The sequence below is a fragment of the Streptococcus sp. 3613 genome (assembly GCF_013277375.1).
Taxonomy (GTDB): domain Bacteria; phylum Bacillota; class Bacilli; order Lactobacillales; family Streptococcaceae; genus Streptococcus; species Streptococcus pseudopneumoniae.
The window spans coordinates 1-18861 of sequence record NZ_VMMV01000046.1; the positions used below are offsets into that span (position 1 = coordinate 1).

Below are 18861 nucleotides of genomic sequence, written 5' to 3' on the forward strand. Positions count from 1 at the left end.
CAAAACACCGTTTTGAGGTTGCAGATAGAACTGACGAAGTCAGCTCAAAACACCGTTTTGAGGTTGCAGATAGAACTGACGAAGTCAGCTCAAAACACCGTTTTGAGGTTGCAGATAGAACTGACGAAGTCAGCTCAAAACACCGTTTTGAGGTTGCAGATAGAACTGACGAAGTCAGTAACATATGCGTACGGCAAGGCAACGTTGACGCGGTTTGAAGAGATTTTCGAAGAGTTTCAAACATATGCAATGATTTCTGAAAGAGTACAGTTAGGAGAGGGTTATGCCGATTCGAATTGATAGAAAATTACCAGCTGTTGAGATTTTACGGACAGAGAATATCTTTGTCATGGATGATCAACGTGCGTCCCACCAAGATATCCGTCCTTTGAAGATTTTAATTTTAAATCTCATGCCACAGAAAATGGTCACAGAAACCCAGTTGTTGCGCCATTTGGCTAATACGCCCCTGCAATTGGATATTGATTTTCTCTATATGGAGAGCCATCGTTCTAAAACAACTCGTTCAGAGTACATGGAGACCTTTTATAAAACCTTTCCTGAAGTCAAGGATGAGTATTTTGATGGGATGATTATCACGGGTGCTCCAGTTGAGCATTTACCATTTGAGGAAGTGGACTATTGGGAGGAATTTAGCCAGGTGCTTGAGTGGTCCAAGACCCATGTCTATTCGACCCTTTATATCTGTTGGGGGGCTCAGGCTGGTCTTTATCTGCGTTATGGAGTGGAAAAATACCAGATGGACAGTAAGTTATCAGGTATTTATCCTCAGGACACCCTAAAAGAGGGGCACCTTCTCTTTAGAGGCTTTGACGATAGCTATGTATCCCCTCATTCTCGACATACGGAGATTTCTAAGGAAGAGATTCTGAATAAGACCAATCTCGAGATTTTATCAGAGGGACCTCAGGTTGGGGTTTCGATTTTGGCTAGTCGTGATTTGCGTGAAATTTATAGTTTTGGACATTTGGAATATGACCGTGATACCTTGGCAAAAGAGTATTTCAGAGATTGTGATGCAGGTTTAGATCCTCATATTCCAGAAAATTACTTTAAGGATGATGATGTCAATCAGACGCCTTGTCTTTGTTGGTCTTCATCGGCAGCCCTCTTTTTCAGTAACTGGGTGAACTATGCGGTCTATCAGGAAACTCCTTTTGACTGGAGAAAAATAGAAGATGATGCATCCGCATTTGGGTATTTATAAGAGGAATTATGACATATTTAGACGCTTTTAAATCAGGGAACTTGGTTTTACCGACTGCCCTGCTCTTGCATTTTAAGGAACTCTTTCCTTCTAGCGACGATTTTCTGGTCTGGCAATTTTTCTATTTGCAAAATACGACAGGTTTAGAAGAAATGTCGCCAAGCCAGATTGCTGAAAGGATTGGCAAGGAAATTTCGGAAGTCAATCAGGCTATTTCCAATCTGACGGAGAGGGGACTGCTTCAGTATCGAACGATCGAATTGAATGGCGAAATTGAATTGCTCTTTGATGCTAGTTTGGCTTTGGAACGTTTGGATGACTTGCTTGGAGTCGCTCATTCAAGTTCAGACCAGTTGACACCTCAAAATCAGCTCAAGGATTTGGTAGAAACCTTCCAGCAGGAATTAGGACGCTTGTTGACACCTTTTGAGATTGAAGATTTGACTAAGACATTAAAAGAAGATGGGACCAGTGCTGACTTGATTAAGGAGGCTCTTCGTGAAGCTGTTTTAAATGGAAAAGCAAACTGGAAGTACATTCAGGCGATTTTGAGAAACTGGCGCCATGAAGGTATCAAGAGTGTGGCTCAAATCGAGGCTAAACGGGCAGAGAGAGAAGCAAGCAATCCTCAGTTGACACAGGTGTCTGCAGATTTCATAAATGCCATGGATCTCTGGAAGGATTAATCCATGTAAGCAGACTTGAAATCCGAGTAAGATTTGCAAGCTGTGTCTAATTGTGATAAAATAAGTAGAAAATAAATTGAAAAAAGAGGTATGTGAAATGTCACGTAAACCATTTATCGCTGGTAACTGGAAAATGAACAAAAATCCAGAAGAAGCTAAAGCATTTGTTGAAGCAGTTGCGTCAAAACTTCCTTCATCAGATCTTGTTGAAGCAGGTATCGCTGCTCCAGCTCTTGATTTGACAACTGTTCTTGCTGCTGCAAAAGGTTCAAATCTTAAAGTTGCTGCTCAAAACTGTTACTTTGAAAATGCAGGTGCTTTCACTGGTGAAACAAGCCCACAAGTTTTGAAAGAAATCGGTACTGACTACGTTGTTATCGGTCACTCAGAACGCCGTGACTACTTCCATGAAACTGACGAAGATATCAACAAAAAAGCAAAAGCAATCTTTGCAAACGGTATGCTTCCAATCATCTGTTGTGGTGAGTCACTTGAAACTTACGAAGCTGGTAAAGCTGCTGAGTTTGTAGGCGCTCAAGTATCTGCTGCATTGGCTGGATTGACTGCTGAACAAGTTGCTGCATCAGTTATCGCTTATGAGCCAATCTGGGCTATCGGTACTGGTAAATCAGCTTCACAAGACGACGCACAAAAAATGTGTAAAGTTGTTCGTGACGTTGTAGCTGCTGACTTTGGTCAAGAAGTTGCAGACAAAGTTCGTGTTCAATACGGTGGTTCTGTTAAACCTGAGAACGTTGCTTCATACATGGCTTGTCCAGACGTTGACGGTGCCCTTGTAGGTGGTGCGTCACTTGAAGCTGAAAGCTTCTTGGCTTTGCTTGACTTTGTAAAATAATCAGTAGCAAAAGCTAGGTGGAACAGCATTCAGGTGCCTGTTCCATTTTTTATAGGAGAGGAAAGATTGAAAACAAAAATTGTATGTATAGGGCTAGCAAGTCTTTGCTTACTTGGCGCAAGAGTTTCAGGAATTGCGGCAGATGAAACAAGTGGAATCACAGTTTCAGAAAAATCTAGTCTATCAACAGGGACTTCATCAACTAGTAGTAATGAACAGAGAAACAGTGTCTCTGCCCACTGGGATGGGGATTATTATGTAAAGGCTGATGGTTCTAAAGCTCAAAGTGAATGGATTTTTGACAACTACTATAAGGCTTGGTTTTATATTAAGTCAGATGGTCGTTACGCGCAGAATGAATGGCATGGAAATTACTACCTGAAATCAGGTGGATATATGGCCCAAAACGAGTGGATCTATGACAGTAATTACAAGAATTGGTTTTATCTCAAGTCAGATGGGGCTTATGCTCATCAAGAATGGCAATTGATTGGAAATAAGTGGTATTACTTCAAGGAGTGGGGTTACATGGCTAAAAGCCAATGGCAAGGAAGTTATTTCTTGAATGGTCAAGGTGCCATGATGCAAAATGAATGGCTTTATGATCCGGCTTATTCTGCTTATTTTTATCTAAAATCCGATGGAACTTATGCCAACCAAGAGTGGCAAAAAGTGGGCGGCAAATGGTACTATTTCAAGAAGTGGGGCTATATGGCTCGGAATGAGTGGCAAGGCAACTACTATTTGACTGGAAGTGGTGCCATGGCGACTGACGAAGTGATTATGGATGGTGCTCGCTATATCTTTGCGGCCTCTGGTGAGCTCAAAGAAAAGAAAGATTTGAATGTCAGCTGGGTTCACAGAGATGGTAAACGCTATTTCTTTAATAATAGAGAAGAACAAGTGGGAACCGAACATGCTAAGAAAGTCATTGATATTAGTGAGCACAATGGTCGTATCAATGATTGGAAAAAGGTTATTGATGAGAACGAAGTGGATGGTGTCATTGTTCGTCTAGGTTATAGCGGTAAAGAAGACAAGGAATTGGCGCATAACATTAAGGAGTTAAACCGTCTGGGAATTCCTTATGGTGTCTATCTCTATACCTATGCTGAAAATGAGACCGATGCTGAGAGTGACGCTAAACAGACCATTGAACTTATAAAGAAATACAATATGAACCTGTCTTACCCTATCTATTATGATGTTGAGAATTGGGAATATGTAAATAAGAGCAAGAGAGCTCCAAGTGATACAGGCACTTGGGTTAAAATCATCAACAAGTACATGGAGACGATGAAGCAGGCGGGCTATCAAAATGTGTATGTCTATAGCTATCGTAGTTTATTACAGACGCGTTTAAAACACCCAGATATTTTAAAACATGTAAACTGGGTAGCGGCCTATACCAATGCTTTAGAATGGGAAAACCCTCATTATTCAGGAGAAAAAGGTTGGCAATATACCTCTTCTGAATACATGAAAGGAATCCAAGGGCGCGTAGATGTCAGCGTTTGGTATTAAGCGATGATTTGAAAGAGGGATGTGATAGTAGCACCCTCTTTTTCTTTGTTTTATGGCAGTTCATCCTCGAGTAAATTCAAGATCTCGCTAGGAAATAAATCTTATATGGTAGATTGAATATAGACCAGGACATTGCGGTTGCTAAAACATTTTTAGAAATTCATTTGTCTTTCCTAATCGACTTGGCTCCCTCTTATTTCAATCTATTATAGTCTTGGGGAATTTCTTCAAACCACGTCAGCGTGGTCAGTTCTACCTGCGACCTCAAAACTTGTACTTTGGTTAAGCTGGGTTTAGTTTCCTAGTTTGCTGATGGATTTCCATTGACTATAAGCATCCAGACCTCTTTTTCGTCTTCTAAAGAATTCTTAAATTATCAGTCTATTGCAACTTTTCTCATGTGGGTCATTTGGCTTGCTATTGTCTTTCCTTAGTAGTATACTAAGGTAGTAATCATTAAGAAGTGGTTACATAAAAATAATGAATGAGGTGAAAACAATGGTAGAATTGAAAAAAGAAGCAGCAAAAGATGTCGCAACATTAACAAAAGCAGCGCCAGTAGCATTGGCAAAAACAAAGGAAGTTTTGAATCAAGCTGTTGCTGATTTGTACGTAGCCCACGTTGCTTTGCACCAAGTACACTGGTATATGCGTGGACGCGGTTTTATGGTATGGCATCCAAAAATGGATGAGTACATGGATGCTCTTGATGGTCATTTAGATGAAATCAGCGAACGATTGATTACACTCGGTGGAAGCCCATTCTCTACATTGACAGAATTCCTTCAAAATAGTGAAATCGAAGAAGAAGCTGGTGAATACCGTAATATTGAAGAAAGCTTGGAACGTGTTCTAGCTATTTATCGCTACCTCATCACTCTTTTCCAAAAAGCGTTGGATGTGACTGACGAAGAAGGCGATGATGTTACAAACGATATTTTTGTTGGTGCTAAGGCTGAACTTGAGAAAACAGTTTGGATGCTTGCGGCAGAACTTGGACAAGCACCTGGTTTGTAAGAAATAAGGAAACATAGATAAATCTGTAGGAAATTTCTTACAGATTTTTCTATTTTGTAAGCTATTCCAAATCAGTCTTTTTTCGAGTTTTTTGATAAAATAGTACTATCAGTGAAAAGGATGGAAGCATGACTAAGAAAATTGTAGCTATTTGGGCCCAGGATGAAGAGGGTGTGATTGGTAAGGACAATCGTCTGCCTTGGCATTTGCCAGCAGAACTGCAACACTTCAAAGAAACAACTCTGAATCATGCTATCTTGATGGGGCGTGTGACCTTTGATGGAATGGGGCGTCGCTTGCTTCCCAAACGGGAGACCTTGATTTTGACGCGTAATCCGGAAGAAAAGATAGACGGGGTTGCTACTTTTTATGATGTTCAGTCTGTCTTGGACTGGTATCAGGCTCAAGATAAGAATCTTTATATTTTAGGTGGAAAGCAAATTTTTCAAGCTTTTGAACCCTACCTTGACGAAGTGATTGTGACTCACATTCATGCTCGGGTGGAAGGAGATACCTATTTCCCTGAAGAGTTTGACCTGTCTATTTTTGAGACGGTTTCAAGCAAATCCTATACCAAAGATGAGAAAAATCCTTATGATTTTACCATCCAATACCGCAAGAGAAAGGAAGTCTAATGGAACGTAGTATATTTGGTTTTTTCACAGCCATGCTGTGTTTGGTCTGCTTGCTTGCAGGAGCACAGGCTTTTCGTAAAAAGCGCTATGGACTTTCTGTCCTGCTCTGGTTAAATGCCTTTACCAATTTGGTCAATAGTATCCATGCTTTTTACATGACCTTATTTTAGATAGAATGACAGTATAGAATAGAACGGAAGGAAATCATGCCTACAACTAGGAATAATGATATGATGGTTTATTGCTCATTTTGTGGCAAAAACCAAGAAGAAGTACAAAAAATAATCGCTGGCAACAATGCTTTTATTTGTAATGAATGCGTGGAGTTGGCTCAGGAAATCATTCGAGAAGAATTGGTTGAGGAAGTCTTGGCAGACTTGTCTGAGGTGCCAAAACCAATTGAACTCCTCCATATCTTGAACCACTATGTTATCGGTCAAGATCGTGCCAAGCGTGCCTTGGCAGTGGCGGTTTACAACCACTACAAACGTATCAATTTCCACGATACGCGTGAAGAGTCAGAAGATGTGGATTTGCAGAAATCAAACATTTTGATGATTGGCCCAACTGGTTCAGGGAAAACTTTCCTTGCCCAGACCTTGGCTAAGAGCTTGAACGTGCCTTTTGCGATTGCGGATGCGACAGCTCTTACTGAGGCTGGTTATGTAGGTGAGGACGTGGAAAATATCCTCCTTAAACTCTTGCAGGCTGCTGACTTTAATATCGAGCGTGCAGAACGTGGGATTATCTACGTGGATGAAATTGACAAGATTGCCAAGAAGAGCGAGAACGTATCGATCACACGTGACGTTTCTGGTGAAGGGGTACAACAAGCCCTTCTTAAGATTATCGAGGGAACTGTTGCCAGCGTACCGCCTCAAGGTGGACGCAAGCATCCACAACAAGAGATGATTCAAGTGGATACTAAAAATATCCTCTTCATCGTGGGTGGTGCCTTTGATGGCATTGAAGAAATCGTTAAACAACGTCTTGGAGAAAAAGTCATCGGATTTGGTCAAAACAACAAGGCGATTGACGAAAACAGCTCTTACATGCAAGAAATCATCGCAGAAGATATTCAAAAATTCGGTATTATCCCTGAGTTGATTGGACGTTTGCCTGTCTTTGCAGCTCTTGAGCAATTGACGGTCGATGACTTGGTTCGTATCTTGAAAGAGCCAAGAAATGCCTTGGTCAAACAATACCAAACCTTGTTATCTTATGACGACGTTGAGTTGGAATTTGATGACGAAGCCCTTCAAGAAATCGCCAATAAGGCTATCGAACGCAAAACTGGTGCGCGTGGTCTTCGCTCAATTATCGAAGAGACCATGTTGGATGTCATGTTTGAAGTACCGAGTCAGGAAAATGTGAAATTGGTTCGCATTACAAAAGAAGCTGTCGATGGAACGGACAAACCAATCCTAGAAACAGCCTAGAGGTGACTATGGAACTGAATATACACAATGCTGAAATCTTGCTCAGTGCGGCGAATAAGTCCCACTATCCGCAGGATGAACTACCAGAGATTGCCCTAGCAGGGCGTTCAAATGTTGGTAAGTCTAGCTTCATCAACACCATGCTGAACCGTAAGAATCTGGCTCGTACGTCAGGGAAACCTGGGAAAACCCAGCTTCTCAACTTCTTTAACATTGACGACAAGATGCGCTTTGTGGATGTGCCTGGTTATGGTTATGCCCGCGTTTCCAAAAAGGAACGTGAAAAGTGGGGGCGCATGATTGAGGAGTATCTGACAACTCGAGAAAATCTCCGTGCAGTGGTCAGTTTGGTGGATCTCCGTCACGATCCGTCAGCAGATGATGTGCAGATGTACGAATTTCTCAAGTATTATGAGATTCCAGTTATCATTGTGGCGACCAAGGCGGACAAGATTCCTCGTGGTAAATGGAACAAGCACGAATCAGCAATCAAAAAGAAATTAAACTTTGACCCAAGTGATGACTTTATTCTCTTTTCATCTGTCAGCAAGGCAGGGATGGATGAGGCTTGGGATGCAATCTTAGAAAAATTGTGAGGAAAAGAAAATGGCAAAAACAATTCATACAGATAAGGCCCCAAAGGCTATCGGACCCTATGTTCAAGGAAAAATCGTTGGTAACCTTTTGTTTGCTAGCGGTCAAGTTCCCCTATCTCCTGAAACTGGGGAAATCGTTGGAGAAACGATCCAAGAACAGACAGAACAAGTCTTGAAAAACATCGGTGCTATTTTGGCAGAGGCAGGAACAGACTTTGACCATGTTGTCAAAACAACTTGCTTCTTGAGCGATATGAACGATTTTGTTCCTTTTAACGAGGTTTACCAAACGGCCTTTACAGAGGAATTTCCAGCTCGTTCAGCAGTAGAGGTAGCTCGTCTTCCTCGTGATGTAAAAGTCGAAATTGAAGTCATCGCAGAGATTGGATAAGCTAGTTGAAGTTTGGTGTTGCCAAACTTCTTTTGATATAAGGAGAAAAAGATGACAAAGAAACAACTTCACTTGGTGATTGTGACAGGAATGAGTGGTGCAGGGAAAACAGTTGCCATTCAGTCCTTCGAAGATTTGGGTTATTTTACTATTGATAATATGCCGCCAGCCCTCTTGCCTAAGTTTTTGCAGTTGGTGGAAACTAAGGAAGACGATCCCAAGTTGGCCTTGGTAGTGGATATGCGTAGCCGTTCTTTCTTCTCGGAGATTCAAACTGTTTTGGATGAGTTGGAAAACAAGGAAGAACTGGACTTTAAAATTCTCTTTTTGGACGCAGCAGATAAGGAATTGGTAGCCCGTTACAAGGAAACCAGAAGGAGTCACCCATTAGCTGCAGATGGACGGATTTTGGATGGAATCAAGCTGGAACGTGAACTCTTGGCACCTTTGAAAAATATGAGCCAAAATGTGGTGGATACAACTGAACTCACTCCTCGTGAGCTACGTAAAACCATTGCAGAGCAGTTTTCAGATCAAGAACAAGCCCAGTCTTTCCGTATCGAAGTCATGTCTTTCGGCTTTAAATATGGAATCCCAATTGATGCAGACTTGGTTTTTGATGTGCGCTTTTTGCCAAATCCATATTACCTTCCAGAGCTGAGAAACCAAACGGGTGTGGATGAACCTGTTTATGACTATGTCATGAATCATCCTGAGTCAGAAGATTTTTATCAGCATTTATTGGCCTTGATTGAGCCGATTTTGCCAAGTTACCAAAAGGAAGGGAAGTCTGTTTTGACCATTGCCATGGGTTGTACAGGTGGACAACACCGTAGTGTGGCCTTTGCTAAACGCTTGGCGCAGGACTTATCCAAGAATTGGCCTGTTAATGAAGGGCATCGCGACAAAGACCGGAGAAAGGAAACGGTAAACCGTTCATGAGAAAACCAAAGATAACGGTGATTGGTGGAGGTACTGGGATCCCCGTCATTCTTAAAAGTCTGCGTGAAAAAGATGTGGAAATCGCTGCTATCGTAACGGTGGCGGATGATGGTGGTTCATCAGGTGAACTCCGAAAAAATATGCAGCAATTGACACCGCCAGGTGATCTTCGTAATGTCCTTGTGGCCATGTCGGATATGCCTAAGTTTTATGAGAAAGTCTTTCAGTATCGCTTTTCCGAGGATGCCGGAGCCTTTGCTGGCCATCCATTGGGCAATCTCATTATTGCAGGTCTGTCAGAGATGCAGGGTTCGACCTATAATGCCATGCAGTTATTGAGCAAATTTTTCCATACAACTGGGAAGATTTATCCTTCCAGTGACCATCCTTTGACCTTGCATGCAGTCTTTCAGGATGGGACAGAAGTGGCTGGAGAGAGTCATATTGCAGACCATCCAGGCATGATTGACCATGTCTATGTGACCAATACCCTCAACGATGATACGCCTCTGGCCAGCCGTCGAGTAGTCCAGACCATTCTTGAAAGTGACATGATTGTCCTCGGACCTGGTTCTCTCTTTACCTCTATTTTGCCCAATATCGTGATTAAGGAAATCGGGCAGGCGCTTTTGGAAACCAAGGCAGAAATCGCCTATGTCTGCAATATTATGACCCAACGTGGGGAGACAGAACACTTTACAGATAGTGATCACGTGGAAGTCTTGCATCGTCACCTTAGCCGACCTTTTATCGATACGGTCTTGGTGAATATCGAAAAAGTGCCTCAAGAATACATGAATTCCAATCGCTTTGATGAATACTTGGTCCAGGTGGAACATGATTTTGCTGGTCTTTGTAAGCAAGTTCCGCGCGTGATTTCATCCAACTTCCTTCGTCTGGAAAATGGCGGTGCCTTCCACGATGGAGATTTGATTGTGGATGAGTTGATGCGGATTATACAGGTGAGAAAATGAGTTTCACAGTAGCAGTAAAAGAAGAAATCCTAGGTCAACACCATCTGAGCCGGTATGAATTATCTGCCATTATCAAAATGTCTGGTAGCATCGGTCTCTCGACTTCGGGCTTGACTTTGTCAGTTGTGACAGAAAATGCCAAACTGGCCCGTCACCTCTATGAGTCCTTTCTCCATTTCTATGAAATCAAATCGGAAATTCGTCACCACCAGAGGAGCAATCTTCGCAAGAATCGCGTCTATACCGTTTTTACAGATGAAAAGGTGCAGGATTTGTTAAGTGATTTGCACTTGGCAGACTCTTTCTTTGACCTGGAAACAGGTATTGATGAGGCGATTTTATCGGATGAGGAAGCAGGTCGTGCTTATCTTTGTGGTGCTTTCTTGGCAAATGGAAGTATTCGTGACCCTGAATCAGGTAAGTACCAGTTGGAAATCAGTTCTGTTTATCTGGACCACGCGCAAGGGATTGCCTCACTTCTCCAGCAATTTTTACTGGATGCCAAGGTGCTTGAGCGCAAGAAGGGAGCTGTGACCTATCTCCAGCGTGCCGAAGACATTATGGACTTCTTGATAGTCATCGGAGCCATGCAGGCGCGTGATGATTTTGAGCGGGTTAAGATTTTGCGAGAAACCCGTAACGACCTCAATCGGGCCAATAATGCCGAGACAGCTAATATCGCTCGGACAGTTTCTGCCAGCATGAAGACTATCAATAATATCAGTAAAATCAAAGATATCATGGGCTTAGAAAATCTGCCAGTGGATTTGCAGGAAGTAGCGCAGTTGCGTATTCAGCACCCAGACTACTCTATCCAGCAGTTAGCAGATAGCCTCAGCACCCCTCTGACCAAAAGTGGTGTCAACCATAGACTCAGAAAAATCAATAAGATAGCCGATGAATTATAACGATATAAAGCAACCCCTTGAATTATCAATATCTTCAAGGGGTTTTGTTGTGTTGTGAAATCAAAAAGGGGCAAAAAAGGGGCAGAATTAAAAAATAGTATCTAATTTATTGACCAGTTTATCCTCCATATCCTCAGTAGTATGAGAATAGATTTCCAAAGTCATCTTTGCATTTGAGTGTCCAACTCGATCCATTATTGATTTTATTGGAAGGCCAGACTCTGCTAAAAACGAAATATGAGAATGCCTAAAAATATGGCTAGATAAGTTTTTTTCTATTTTAGCCTGTTTTCCATATTTTTTTAATATCTGTATGAAGCAAGCTATTGTTGTAGGTTGATTCCATTTTTCAAAACAGAAAATATAATCATCGCTTGACAATGGCTGGAAACGTTCGCTAAGTCGTACTATTTGTCTTTGAATAGCTTCTATGACACTCTCTGATACTTTGATTGTCCGTATTGAATTTGTAGTCTTTGGTAGCGTCTTGATTTTGTTTACTGAATCAAAATTACCTGTGATCTCAATTTTGTTGTTTTCGAAGTCTATATTCTTCAGTTGTAAGGCAGTTAACTCACCATATCTCATACCAGTTAATGCCAGCACAAGAACCATATCAGCGTACTTTTGGTGATATTCTCGACGATTAAGGGCATCGACAAGTGCTTTTATTTCTTGCATGGTGAGAAAGTTGTTACGTTTTTTTTCCAGTTCTTCTAAAGTCTTTGGTTTTTGAGGAATCGTAGTATAATCGACCTCGTTATTTTCAATGTAAGAGTATTGAACGGCGTAATTAAAGATACCTCTGAGCCTATGCCGTACTTTTTTAGCTGTAATATATCCGTTGCTTTCAATAATTTTTTCAATAGCCTCTTGAAGAAAACGCCTGTCAAGATTAGCAAGTATGGTATCGGATGGTATGATTTCCTTCATCTTCTTATCAACTGATTTACAATTATGTTTTGTTGATTCCTTTACTGTTTGCGCCCATGATTTATAGAAAAGGTTATAGATTTCTTCAAATGTAATGCTTTCTACTTGTTTTGTGCTGAGTTTTTTATTTATCTTCTCTTGCAACAAGATAGCAGATTGATTTCTTGCCTGGGGAGTTTTCTTCTCCATCGTGACTGAAACTTTTTTTAATTTCTCAGTATATGGATCTTTATATCGCTCAAAAAATTTGTATTTTCCGTTGGGAAGTTCTTCCATCCACATTGTATTTACCTCACTTTTTTGATAAAATGGGTATAGTAAAGAGGGCTTTTAATGCCTTTTACTATACTGGATATCCTCACACTCAGAGTCGCCAAACTTTGCGAGTGTGGGGATTTTTTTGAGTTGTTTCCAAAATGGAAACAGTTGGCAGCTCGTCAGATAATAAAATAAGGTGTACCTCTTAGAAGTACACCAGACGATTTTATACTTGACGAACAAGGCTTTTTTACATTCTTAGTGTATTTCTTTTTTTAATTTCTGTCAAACGTCAACTTATTTTAACGACTTATGTTTACTAGAATATGAAAAGAAAAGTAGTCGTATCAAATACGGCTACCATCACGTTATGGATCTAAAATCCAAACCTAAACTTTATGGAGCTAAACTCCTGATAGCTGTATTGTAATATAATTTTCAAAAAATATCAATTTTGCACAATAGACCTATGGGATGAGGTTGCTATTGGCGAATATGGGGGTGTTTTTGTTTATTTCAAGTATTTATAACTCAAAAAAGGGAAGTAACAATTAAGCTACTTCCCTGGAGCGCAAAGGCTCAAAGTTTAAAAATATGAGGGTAAACCTCTAAGTAACTTAATTATAGTTCAATTTATAAATACTGTCAATAATCTACTCAAATCCTTTGAAGCTCTCTAAAATCTTATCTTTTGAGTCTGTAGCATTAAGCACTAAAACAACATAATTTCCGTAGATATAAGCAGGGTGTCCGATTAACTCTTTTTCTTTCTTAGCTTCTTTAAACATTGGGTTTTTATCGTAATATTCGTAAACCTCTACAGCAGTATCATCTTCTAAGATGAACCCTTTCCCTGATTCGGCTTGAATAAGACTAGCTTCTTTTGAGATTTCTTCTTTGATAGTGAAGCCATTGCTTTCTAGCGCTTTTTTAAAATCGTCTAAGCTAGTAGCCTTTTTAGAAGCAGATTTGTCGTTCGCTTTGGTTGCTCCGAGCTATCTTTGGTAGTTGATTGATTGTTAGAGCAGGCTACTAGAACAGTAGCAGTAAGCAAGATAGCTGACGTAGTGAGTAGTTTTTTCATTGGTATTCTCCTTTATTTCCGGTTTACGCAACTATTTCCATTTTGGAAACAGTTGGTTTTAATTTATACTCTTGGTTCATTACGGTGCCAATCATTAGGAAAACCTAAAGACTGGTTGATTACATTGATGTCTATAGAAGGCAGCTTTTTCTCTAGTTTGATAACTTTCTTTCTAAGAGTATTCCATAAAATGTTGAATTCTGCTTTACTAATAAAGCATTGAAGGCTAATAATTGTTGAATATACAGTTTTTCTACTGTCATCTCCCATCAAGATCTCTTCGTTATGAATCGTTTCCCAAAACGTACTATTAGAACGGCATCTGAAGTTTAATAAGCGATTATTGTGAGCGCATTTGTTTCGTACCTCGTTAATATTTTTTAGAAAAGATATCAAGGTTTCTGGTGGGAAAACATCGTTAAAGTCAGGTATGTTTGTGCTTATAAAACTTACTAAATCCCGTGCGATTTCATTTTGGAGTGAGTTCGGCAGGTTTTCAATAATCGTGCGTAAATCTCCAAACTCTAGATAATCAGTTAGTACCCAGATTGGGACATCTGAATGAGTATGTGCGTAGTGGTGAATGGAATTTCCTCTGTATCGCTTGTTTGTGTTTATGATTTTGGATAGTTTTGATACAATAAATCCCACGTCTAATATTTTATTATCTGCATAAGAATTGGTGTTTAAATAAGCGTATTTTTGACTGGGGTAGGCTTCGGCGAATCTGTGAGCAGTGATTGACTTGATATGGTGTTCAGCTTCAAGAATAGCTTGCAAAATGGCTCGTTTTACATCTTTGTCAAATGTATAGAGACTTGAAACTTCGTCAAATGTGACGCCGTCAATATAAGTGTCAGTACCAGGGTGTTGAAAAAACTTACTGTATCCATTGATAATATTGTAGTAATTGTTACTTAGCAGGTACTTAGCTGCTTTAGACTCATCTGTAATGGATAACCCTCTGATTTTTAGTGTTGCGATTTGTTCCTCGATTGTTTTAAACGGCTTCAAAAAAACTCCCCCATTCTAATTTAGAATGAAGGAGTTTTCCCGTATCGGTCCCCGTAGAGATCCCGACGCTTTTTCTCTAATGAATTCATTCTAAATGATTTTTTTTAAAAAGTCAACTGTTTTTTTAATATTTTTAAAAAAATAATTTTTTTATTCCCCTCTATACACCCCGATAACCGCATAAATCTTGATGTGCGTGTCTTCGGCTGGTGGGAAGTCTAGGATGATGTCTTCGTACTTGTCATTGAGTGATACGAGGCGTAAGCGTCCGTTTTCGGTATAGATCTTCTTAAAGTAAGAACGGTCTCCGTATGCGATAACTGCTAGGTCTCCGTTGTAGGTGGTCAGTCCTTTGTCTACTAAATAGAGAATATCTCCGTCTTGGTAGTCAGGCTGCATGGAGTCTCCGCTGACCTTAGTCGCAATATCGTGATGTGGTGGTTGCTCGTCGACCTCTATAATCTCTCTGTCTGTATCGTCGTACCCAAATCCATAGTTAAATCCAGAAGCTGCTGCCGTCTCAGATACAACCTCAACTTGGTACAAGATGATAACTTCCGATACTTCGTTTACCTTCGTTTCTTCTTCGTTTTTCTGCTCTTTCAGTTGCCTCTTTGCATAATTCAGGACTTTGGCTTGTCTTGGAGGTTTTAGTTCGTCGTAGATGGTTTGGATTGGGGAAGTGGCTTTATCAACATGACTTGAAAAATCTTCACCGAGTAGCAGGGATTTTTTGATACCAAAAATAGCAGACATCTGCTCTATATTATTCATTAGAGGCTGGTTTCTACCAACTTCCCACGCCGATATAGCAGTAGGAGCCACTGACAGTTTCTTAGCCAATTCCTTTTGAGTAAGTCCAGATAGTTTACGATAGTACTTTATATTTTGAGCCAATGAATCCATTCGCTAACTCCTTTCTTTCCTTTGTTTTATACCCCTATTGTACACTTAAAGTGTAAAAAAGTAAAATTTTTTTAACAAAAAGGCAAAAAACACTTGCAACTACACTTGAAGTGTAGTATAATATAATCAAGCTTAAGGAAATAACAAAAACAAACCGGAGGGAAACACCATGAACACATTAAACGAGAAAGCAATCAACATCTTTAAAGCAGTAGCTAAGGAAACTTTAATCCAAGGTACTTACGAGGAAAACTTCCTCTACAGCCAACTTGAAACATTCTGTACTAACTGCCGTCAATTCGCTTTTGGATGGACAGAGTTAGCAGAGGAGATTGAACGCCAAGAGCGTTACCTTCTTGATGCTGGTTTCACTCAAGAGGAAATCGATGACATTCGTTTTGATGCAGCATTTGCAGGAATGCTTGATAAAATGAATGTAGCCTGATTGGTATCACCAAGGTTCAAATCCTTGGCAGGTTGTTGCTCATAGAGCAAAATAAAACAGGAGGTAAGGCGAATGATGGAACACATCATAAAAAGCCTAGCAACCAAGGACACCACAACCGTCATCTTGGTACTAGGCTTAGTAAACGAAGCTCGTCTTTGGCATAAGCAGTACTTAGCTTACAAGCTCAAAGACAAAGAGCTTAAGAAAAAGTAGAGAAAGGGGCAGAAGCCCCAACCTCTACTTGATAGTGTACCATCATTTGCCGTGAAAAGCAATGGATGAAAATGTTGGATTGATAATCCTAGCAGGATTTGTGATTGTATCTTTTACTATTCGTCAGATAGTGAAGTATCGATGTGATAAAAAAGATAAGGAGTAGGGAATGGAAAGTGTTGAAATTGTTGAATTGATAAAAATTACATTTAAACGAGGGAAAGGGACAGAAGATGACCCGGTTAGAGTTGTAACTCAGTATTGGGACAAAGAAAATGTATTAATCTTTGAGAAAGATTAATTATCTCTTCTTTCGATAGAATTTCGGTAGGAATCAGGTAATAGGTTATATATGTCTAGAATTTTTTTAGGTTGTGTGATTCGATTATCTACAATCAAGTTGATAAAACTTAACAATGATAAAGCTAACTCTTTGTTATCTTTTATGTCTATTTGACCTGGATGTACAGCATTATTCCCTATTACTCTAACACTGTCTAGCATTTGTTGGATTTCTATTGGCATTCCTTTAGAGACAAGACTTCCAATTTGGGTATTTAAATCTTTACCTTGTGCGTTTAAATGAGCAACAAGCTTTTCAATAGCTAGACGGGATAGAGCTGCAGAAGCTCTAGGCGATATATTTAGAACTTCTCCAGCTTCAATATAGATTTCTTTCACATCATCAGGCATATCATTATTAGGTTTAGGTACTCCTTCGGCAACATTTGGGAAAATTAATGTCGACGTTGCATCGCTTGTGTTTAATACTATCCTGGAGCCATACGTTATTTGGATTTCATTTGTTATCCAAATAGAAAATTGATTACAAGCCTGACATTGTGCAATTATAATAAATTTGATAGATTCTTTGTAATCTCTATTGATATCAATAGGATTATAAGTCCATAAATGGGAAGAGAAACCTGAACATACAGGGCATTGAAATGCTTTTGAATTGCCTGCGAAGCGACTGCCTAGGCTTAATTTAGAAAGATCAAATGACATATTTTTTCTCCAATCGTTTTATTTTGATTATACCACATTTGAAAGGGGGTGAGAAAATGAGACCAAGACGATATCCGTATAGTGGGAAAAGAAAAAAGCAATCTGATAGACAGATCGCTAAGTTAAAAAGAGATATTGATGTAAATCGTACAAATATATCATCTTTAAAATTCGTTATAGAAACTTTAAGTAACCATCAGAATTATCGATAACTTGATAACCTTGAGCAGTTGCTTCTTCGATAATTTCAGCTTTAGACATTTCAAAATCAGATAACTGAATTACTGCGCTAGGTTTATCAGTAGTCGACTCTGAAAAATAAGATAATAGAATATTATCGAGATTTTCCCAGGTTAGTTTCTTAACAACGTGGTTTGGCTTATGGCTAAGCTTACTCATTTTTTGAACCTCCTTTCTATTGAAATTTTGACTAAAACATGAGAGGTCTTAGTCAAGATATATTATAACCCAAACGTATTTGGTTGTCAACATATTGTATAAGAAAGGATTTAGTGTGCTTGAAAAGCACAACATATGGTGTTTTTTGATGTGGGATAAAATTGAAAAACAATTAAAAATAAAAGGCTGGTCGATGTATCGTTTAGCTAAGGAATCGGGTGTCCATCCATCTAATTTTTCAAATCTGAAGGCTGGTAGGATGAAAGAGATGTCGTGGACGAATATGTGCAAAATCGCTGATGCACTGGAAGTCAGCTTAGACGAATTAAGATAAGGGGGTGAGTGCGTGCAAAAAATTAGCTTAAAAATGGCGAGAATAAAAACAGGAATGACTCAAGAGGAAATCGCTAAAAAATTAGGAATCTCTAGAAATACATACATGGATTATGAAAGATATGATACACCTATGAGAATAACTACAGCTATAGATTTCTGTCGTATAGTTGATATTCCACTGGATGAAATTTTTTTCGAGAAAAACTACACTTCAAGTGTATAGTTTCTGGGGATTTTTATAAATAGGAGGTGATTTAGTTGAATGGTGATACAAAAAGACGACATCGAAGATTTCCTTGACTTCATAAAAATACCAGTTGTTTTGATTAAAGACAAAGCGTTTTCAGAATTAAGTATGGAAGCAAAAGTTTTGTATTCAATTATGAAAGATAGGCTTAAATTGTCTTTGAAGAATAACTGGATTGATGAAAAAGGAGCATATATTCATTTATCGATTGAAGAGCTACAAAAAGATTATTTTGTTCAGTTATCAAAACCTACAATCATCAAGAGAAAAAAGGAATTAGTTGATTTTGGCTTGATTGAATTAAAAAAGCAATTTAACAAAAGCGACAAGATTTATGTAAATAGGTTATCTAGTTACATAAGTAAAAATTCTTTACCTACGGAAGTAAAAAACTTTGATTCTAATCAGAGTTACATTAATCAGAGTTACATAAACAGAATTACTGAACCAGATGGTGCTGGTGCTAATAATCTATATAGTATAGAGGACGCACCCGAAAATGACTTGGGGATTGTTCACGATTGGATTTTTTCAGAGTTTGGCAGATACCCAACACCGTTTGAGATTGAGGATTTGAAATACTTCTTGCAAGACCATAGTAAAGAGGTTATCAAGTTAGCAATCAAGGAATGTGTGGGCAATGGTAAACCTTACTTTAAGTATCTTGAGAGTATTTTGAGAGACTGGAAACAGAAAGGTCTAGTGACTGCTGAGTTGGTAGAGAATAGACAGAGACCGAAGCGGTCAAGTGGGAAGCCAAGCAGTGAGTTAAGATTGTCAGACGACGGTTACAACCCACGACTGGGATTCTAGGAGGGT

The 18861-nt window shown here is 39.4% G+C and carries 27 protein-coding genes; 20 read left to right on the plus strand and 7 right to left on the minus strand.

Translation table 11 applies throughout. The features are described 5' to 3' along the window. From HT708_RS06080 to whiA, 14 genes are all read left to right on the plus strand, one after another. A partial coding sequence (locus tag HT708_RS06080; RefSeq protein WP_172926131.1) for a hypothetical protein occupies positions 1 to 218 on the plus strand: 218 nt, incomplete at its 5' end. Between the two features lie 65 nt (positions 219 to 283). Continuing rightward, positions 284 to 1228 (plus strand): homoserine O-succinyltransferase, encoded by a 945-nt coding sequence (gene metA, locus HT708_RS06085; protein WP_172926132.1) that lies wholly within the window; start codon positions 284 to 286, stop codon positions 1226 to 1228. Positions 1229 to 1236: 8 nt separating this feature from the next. Then, complete coding sequence (locus tag HT708_RS06090; RefSeq protein WP_166731622.1) at positions 1237 to 1914, plus strand: DnaD domain-containing protein; 678 nt, start codon at positions 1237 to 1239, stop codon at positions 1912 to 1914. A 97-nt stretch (positions 1915 to 2011) separates the two neighbouring features. Further along, complete coding sequence (gene tpiA, locus HT708_RS06095) at positions 2012 to 2770, plus strand: triose-phosphate isomerase (protein WP_000087893.1); 759 nt, start codon at positions 2012 to 2014, stop codon at positions 2768 to 2770. 33 nt (positions 2771 to 2803) lie between these two features. After that, positions 2804 to 4294: a choline binding-anchored murein hydrolase LytC gene (gene lytC, locus HT708_RS06100; protein WP_172926133.1), complete on the plus strand. Its 1491-nt coding sequence runs from the start codon at positions 2804 to 2806 to the stop codon at positions 4292 to 4294. 498 nt (positions 4295 to 4792) lie between these two features. Further along, entirely contained in the window at positions 4793 to 5311 is a 519-nt protein-coding gene (locus HT708_RS06105; RefSeq protein WP_172926134.1) for a Dps family protein, read from the plus strand. A 128-nt stretch (positions 5312 to 5439) separates the two neighbouring features. Further along, positions 5440 to 5946, plus strand: a complete 507-nt coding sequence (locus HT708_RS06110) for a dihydrofolate reductase (protein ID WP_155442731.1) — start codon at positions 5440 to 5442, stop codon at positions 5944 to 5946. Further along, a complete protein-coding gene (locus HT708_RS06115; protein WP_000442260.1) occupies positions 5946 to 6116 on the plus strand; it encodes a hypothetical protein in 171 nt (56 codons plus the stop codon). Before HT708_RS06110 ends, HT708_RS06115 begins: the two co-directional genes overlap by 1 nt. 36 nt (positions 6117 to 6152) lie before the next feature. Continuing rightward, complete coding sequence (gene clpX, locus HT708_RS06120) at positions 6153 to 7385, plus strand: ATP-dependent Clp protease ATP-binding subunit ClpX (RefSeq protein ID WP_172926135.1); 1233 nt, start codon at positions 6153 to 6155, stop codon at positions 7383 to 7385. A gap of 8 nt (positions 7386 to 7393) precedes the next feature. Then, entirely contained in the window at positions 7394 to 7981 is a 588-nt protein-coding gene (gene yihA, locus HT708_RS06125; protein WP_000422410.1) for a ribosome biogenesis GTP-binding protein YihA/YsxC, read from the plus strand. A 10-nt stretch (positions 7982 to 7991) separates the two neighbouring features. Then, positions 7992 to 8372 carry a RidA family protein gene (locus HT708_RS06130; protein ID WP_061457585.1) on the plus strand — a complete coding sequence of 127 codons (381 nt, stop codon included), beginning with the start codon at positions 7992 to 7994 and terminating at the stop codon, positions 8370 to 8372. A gap of 51 nt (positions 8373 to 8423) precedes the next feature. Next, on the plus strand, positions 8424 to 9314 hold the full coding sequence (gene rapZ / locus HT708_RS06135; RefSeq protein WP_023937468.1) for an RNase adapter RapZ: 891 nt from the start codon (positions 8424 to 8426) through the stop codon (positions 9312 to 9314). Then, positions 9311 to 10288 carry a YvcK family protein gene (locus HT708_RS06140; protein WP_100104579.1) on the plus strand — a complete coding sequence of 326 codons (978 nt, stop codon included), beginning with the start codon at positions 9311 to 9313 and terminating at the stop codon, positions 10286 to 10288. The genes rapZ and HT708_RS06140 overlap by 4 nt, the downstream gene beginning before the upstream one ends. Continuing rightward, complete coding sequence (gene whiA, locus HT708_RS06145; protein ID WP_100104578.1) at positions 10285 to 11196, plus strand: DNA-binding protein WhiA; 912 nt, start codon at positions 10285 to 10287, stop codon at positions 11194 to 11196. Before HT708_RS06140 ends, whiA begins: the two co-directional genes overlap by 4 nt. Before the next feature lie 87 nt (positions 11197 to 11283). Here the strand turns inward: whiA and HT708_RS06150 are convergent, their stop codons facing one another. The 5 genes from HT708_RS06150 to HT708_RS06165 form a co-directional block, all read right to left on the minus strand. Next, positions 11284 to 12411, minus strand: coding sequence for a site-specific integrase (locus HT708_RS06150; RefSeq protein WP_172926136.1), 1128 nt, complete (start codon positions 12409 to 12411; stop codon positions 11284 to 11286). A gap of 629 nt (positions 12412 to 13040) precedes the next feature. Then, entirely contained in the window at positions 13041 to 13175 is a 135-nt protein-coding gene (locus HT708_RS12150; protein WP_259390920.1) for a hypothetical protein, read from the minus strand. 152 nt (positions 13176 to 13327) lie between these two features. Beyond that, positions 13328 to 13471 carry a hypothetical protein gene (locus HT708_RS06155; protein WP_165852416.1) on the minus strand — a complete coding sequence of 48 codons (144 nt, stop codon included), beginning with the start codon at positions 13469 to 13471 and terminating at the stop codon, positions 13328 to 13330. A gap of 63 nt (positions 13472 to 13534) precedes the next feature. After that, positions 13535 to 14485 carry an Abi family protein gene (locus HT708_RS06160; RefSeq protein ID WP_023937584.1) on the minus strand — a complete coding sequence of 317 codons (951 nt, stop codon included), beginning with the start codon at positions 14483 to 14485 and terminating at the stop codon, positions 13535 to 13537. Positions 14486 to 14635: 150 nt separating this feature from the next. After that, positions 14636 to 15391 (minus strand): S24 family peptidase, encoded by a 756-nt coding sequence (locus HT708_RS06165; protein ID WP_172926137.1) that lies wholly within the window; start codon positions 15389 to 15391, stop codon positions 14636 to 14638. Between the two features lie 169 nt (positions 15392 to 15560). Here HT708_RS06165 and HT708_RS06170 point away from each other — a divergent pair, with 169 nt between their 5' ends. The 3 genes from HT708_RS06170 to HT708_RS12155 all read left to right on the plus strand — a co-directional run bounded on the left by HT708_RS06170 (position 15561) and on the right by HT708_RS12155 (position 16353). After that, complete coding sequence (locus HT708_RS06170) at positions 15561 to 15836, plus strand: hypothetical protein (RefSeq protein ID WP_001094379.1); 276 nt, start codon at positions 15561 to 15563, stop codon at positions 15834 to 15836. 72 nt (positions 15837 to 15908) lie between these two features. Continuing rightward, entirely contained in the window at positions 15909 to 16052 is a 144-nt protein-coding gene (locus HT708_RS06175; protein WP_000969964.1) for a hypothetical protein, read from the plus strand. A gap of 169 nt (positions 16053 to 16221) precedes the next feature. Continuing rightward, positions 16222 to 16353, plus strand: a complete 132-nt coding sequence (locus HT708_RS12155; protein WP_000446473.1) for a hypothetical protein — start codon at positions 16222 to 16224, stop codon at positions 16351 to 16353. Here the strand turns inward: HT708_RS12155 and HT708_RS06180 are convergent. Then, on the minus strand, positions 16350 to 17060 hold the full coding sequence (locus HT708_RS06180; RefSeq protein WP_000006951.1) for a DUF4145 domain-containing protein: 711 nt from the start codon (positions 17058 to 17060) through the stop codon (positions 16350 to 16352). The two genes, HT708_RS12155 and HT708_RS06180, sit on opposite strands and share 4 nt — an antisense overlap. A gap of 174 nt (positions 17061 to 17234) precedes the next feature. Further along, on the minus strand, positions 17235 to 17459 hold the full coding sequence (locus HT708_RS06185) for a hypothetical protein (protein ID WP_000040990.1): 225 nt from the start codon (positions 17457 to 17459) through the stop codon (positions 17235 to 17237). A gap of 148 nt (positions 17460 to 17607) precedes the next feature. Here HT708_RS06185 and HT708_RS06190 point away from each other — a divergent pair, with 148 nt between their 5' ends. From HT708_RS06190 to HT708_RS06200, 3 genes are read left to right on the plus strand one after another with little or no spacing between them, the layout of a single operon-like run. Continuing rightward, positions 17608 to 17793, plus strand: a complete 186-nt coding sequence (locus HT708_RS06190; RefSeq protein ID WP_000263488.1) for a helix-turn-helix transcriptional regulator — start codon at positions 17608 to 17610, stop codon at positions 17791 to 17793. A 12-nt stretch (positions 17794 to 17805) separates the two neighbouring features. Continuing rightward, positions 17806 to 18018, plus strand: a complete 213-nt coding sequence (locus tag HT708_RS06195; protein WP_001169630.1) for a helix-turn-helix transcriptional regulator — start codon at positions 17806 to 17808, stop codon at positions 18016 to 18018. A 39-nt stretch (positions 18019 to 18057) separates the two neighbouring features. Further along, positions 18058 to 18855 carry a replication initiator protein A gene (locus tag HT708_RS06200; protein ID WP_172926138.1) on the plus strand — a complete coding sequence of 266 codons (798 nt, stop codon included), beginning with the start codon at positions 18058 to 18060 and terminating at the stop codon, positions 18853 to 18855. Positions 18856 to 18861: the final 6 nt, after the last annotated feature.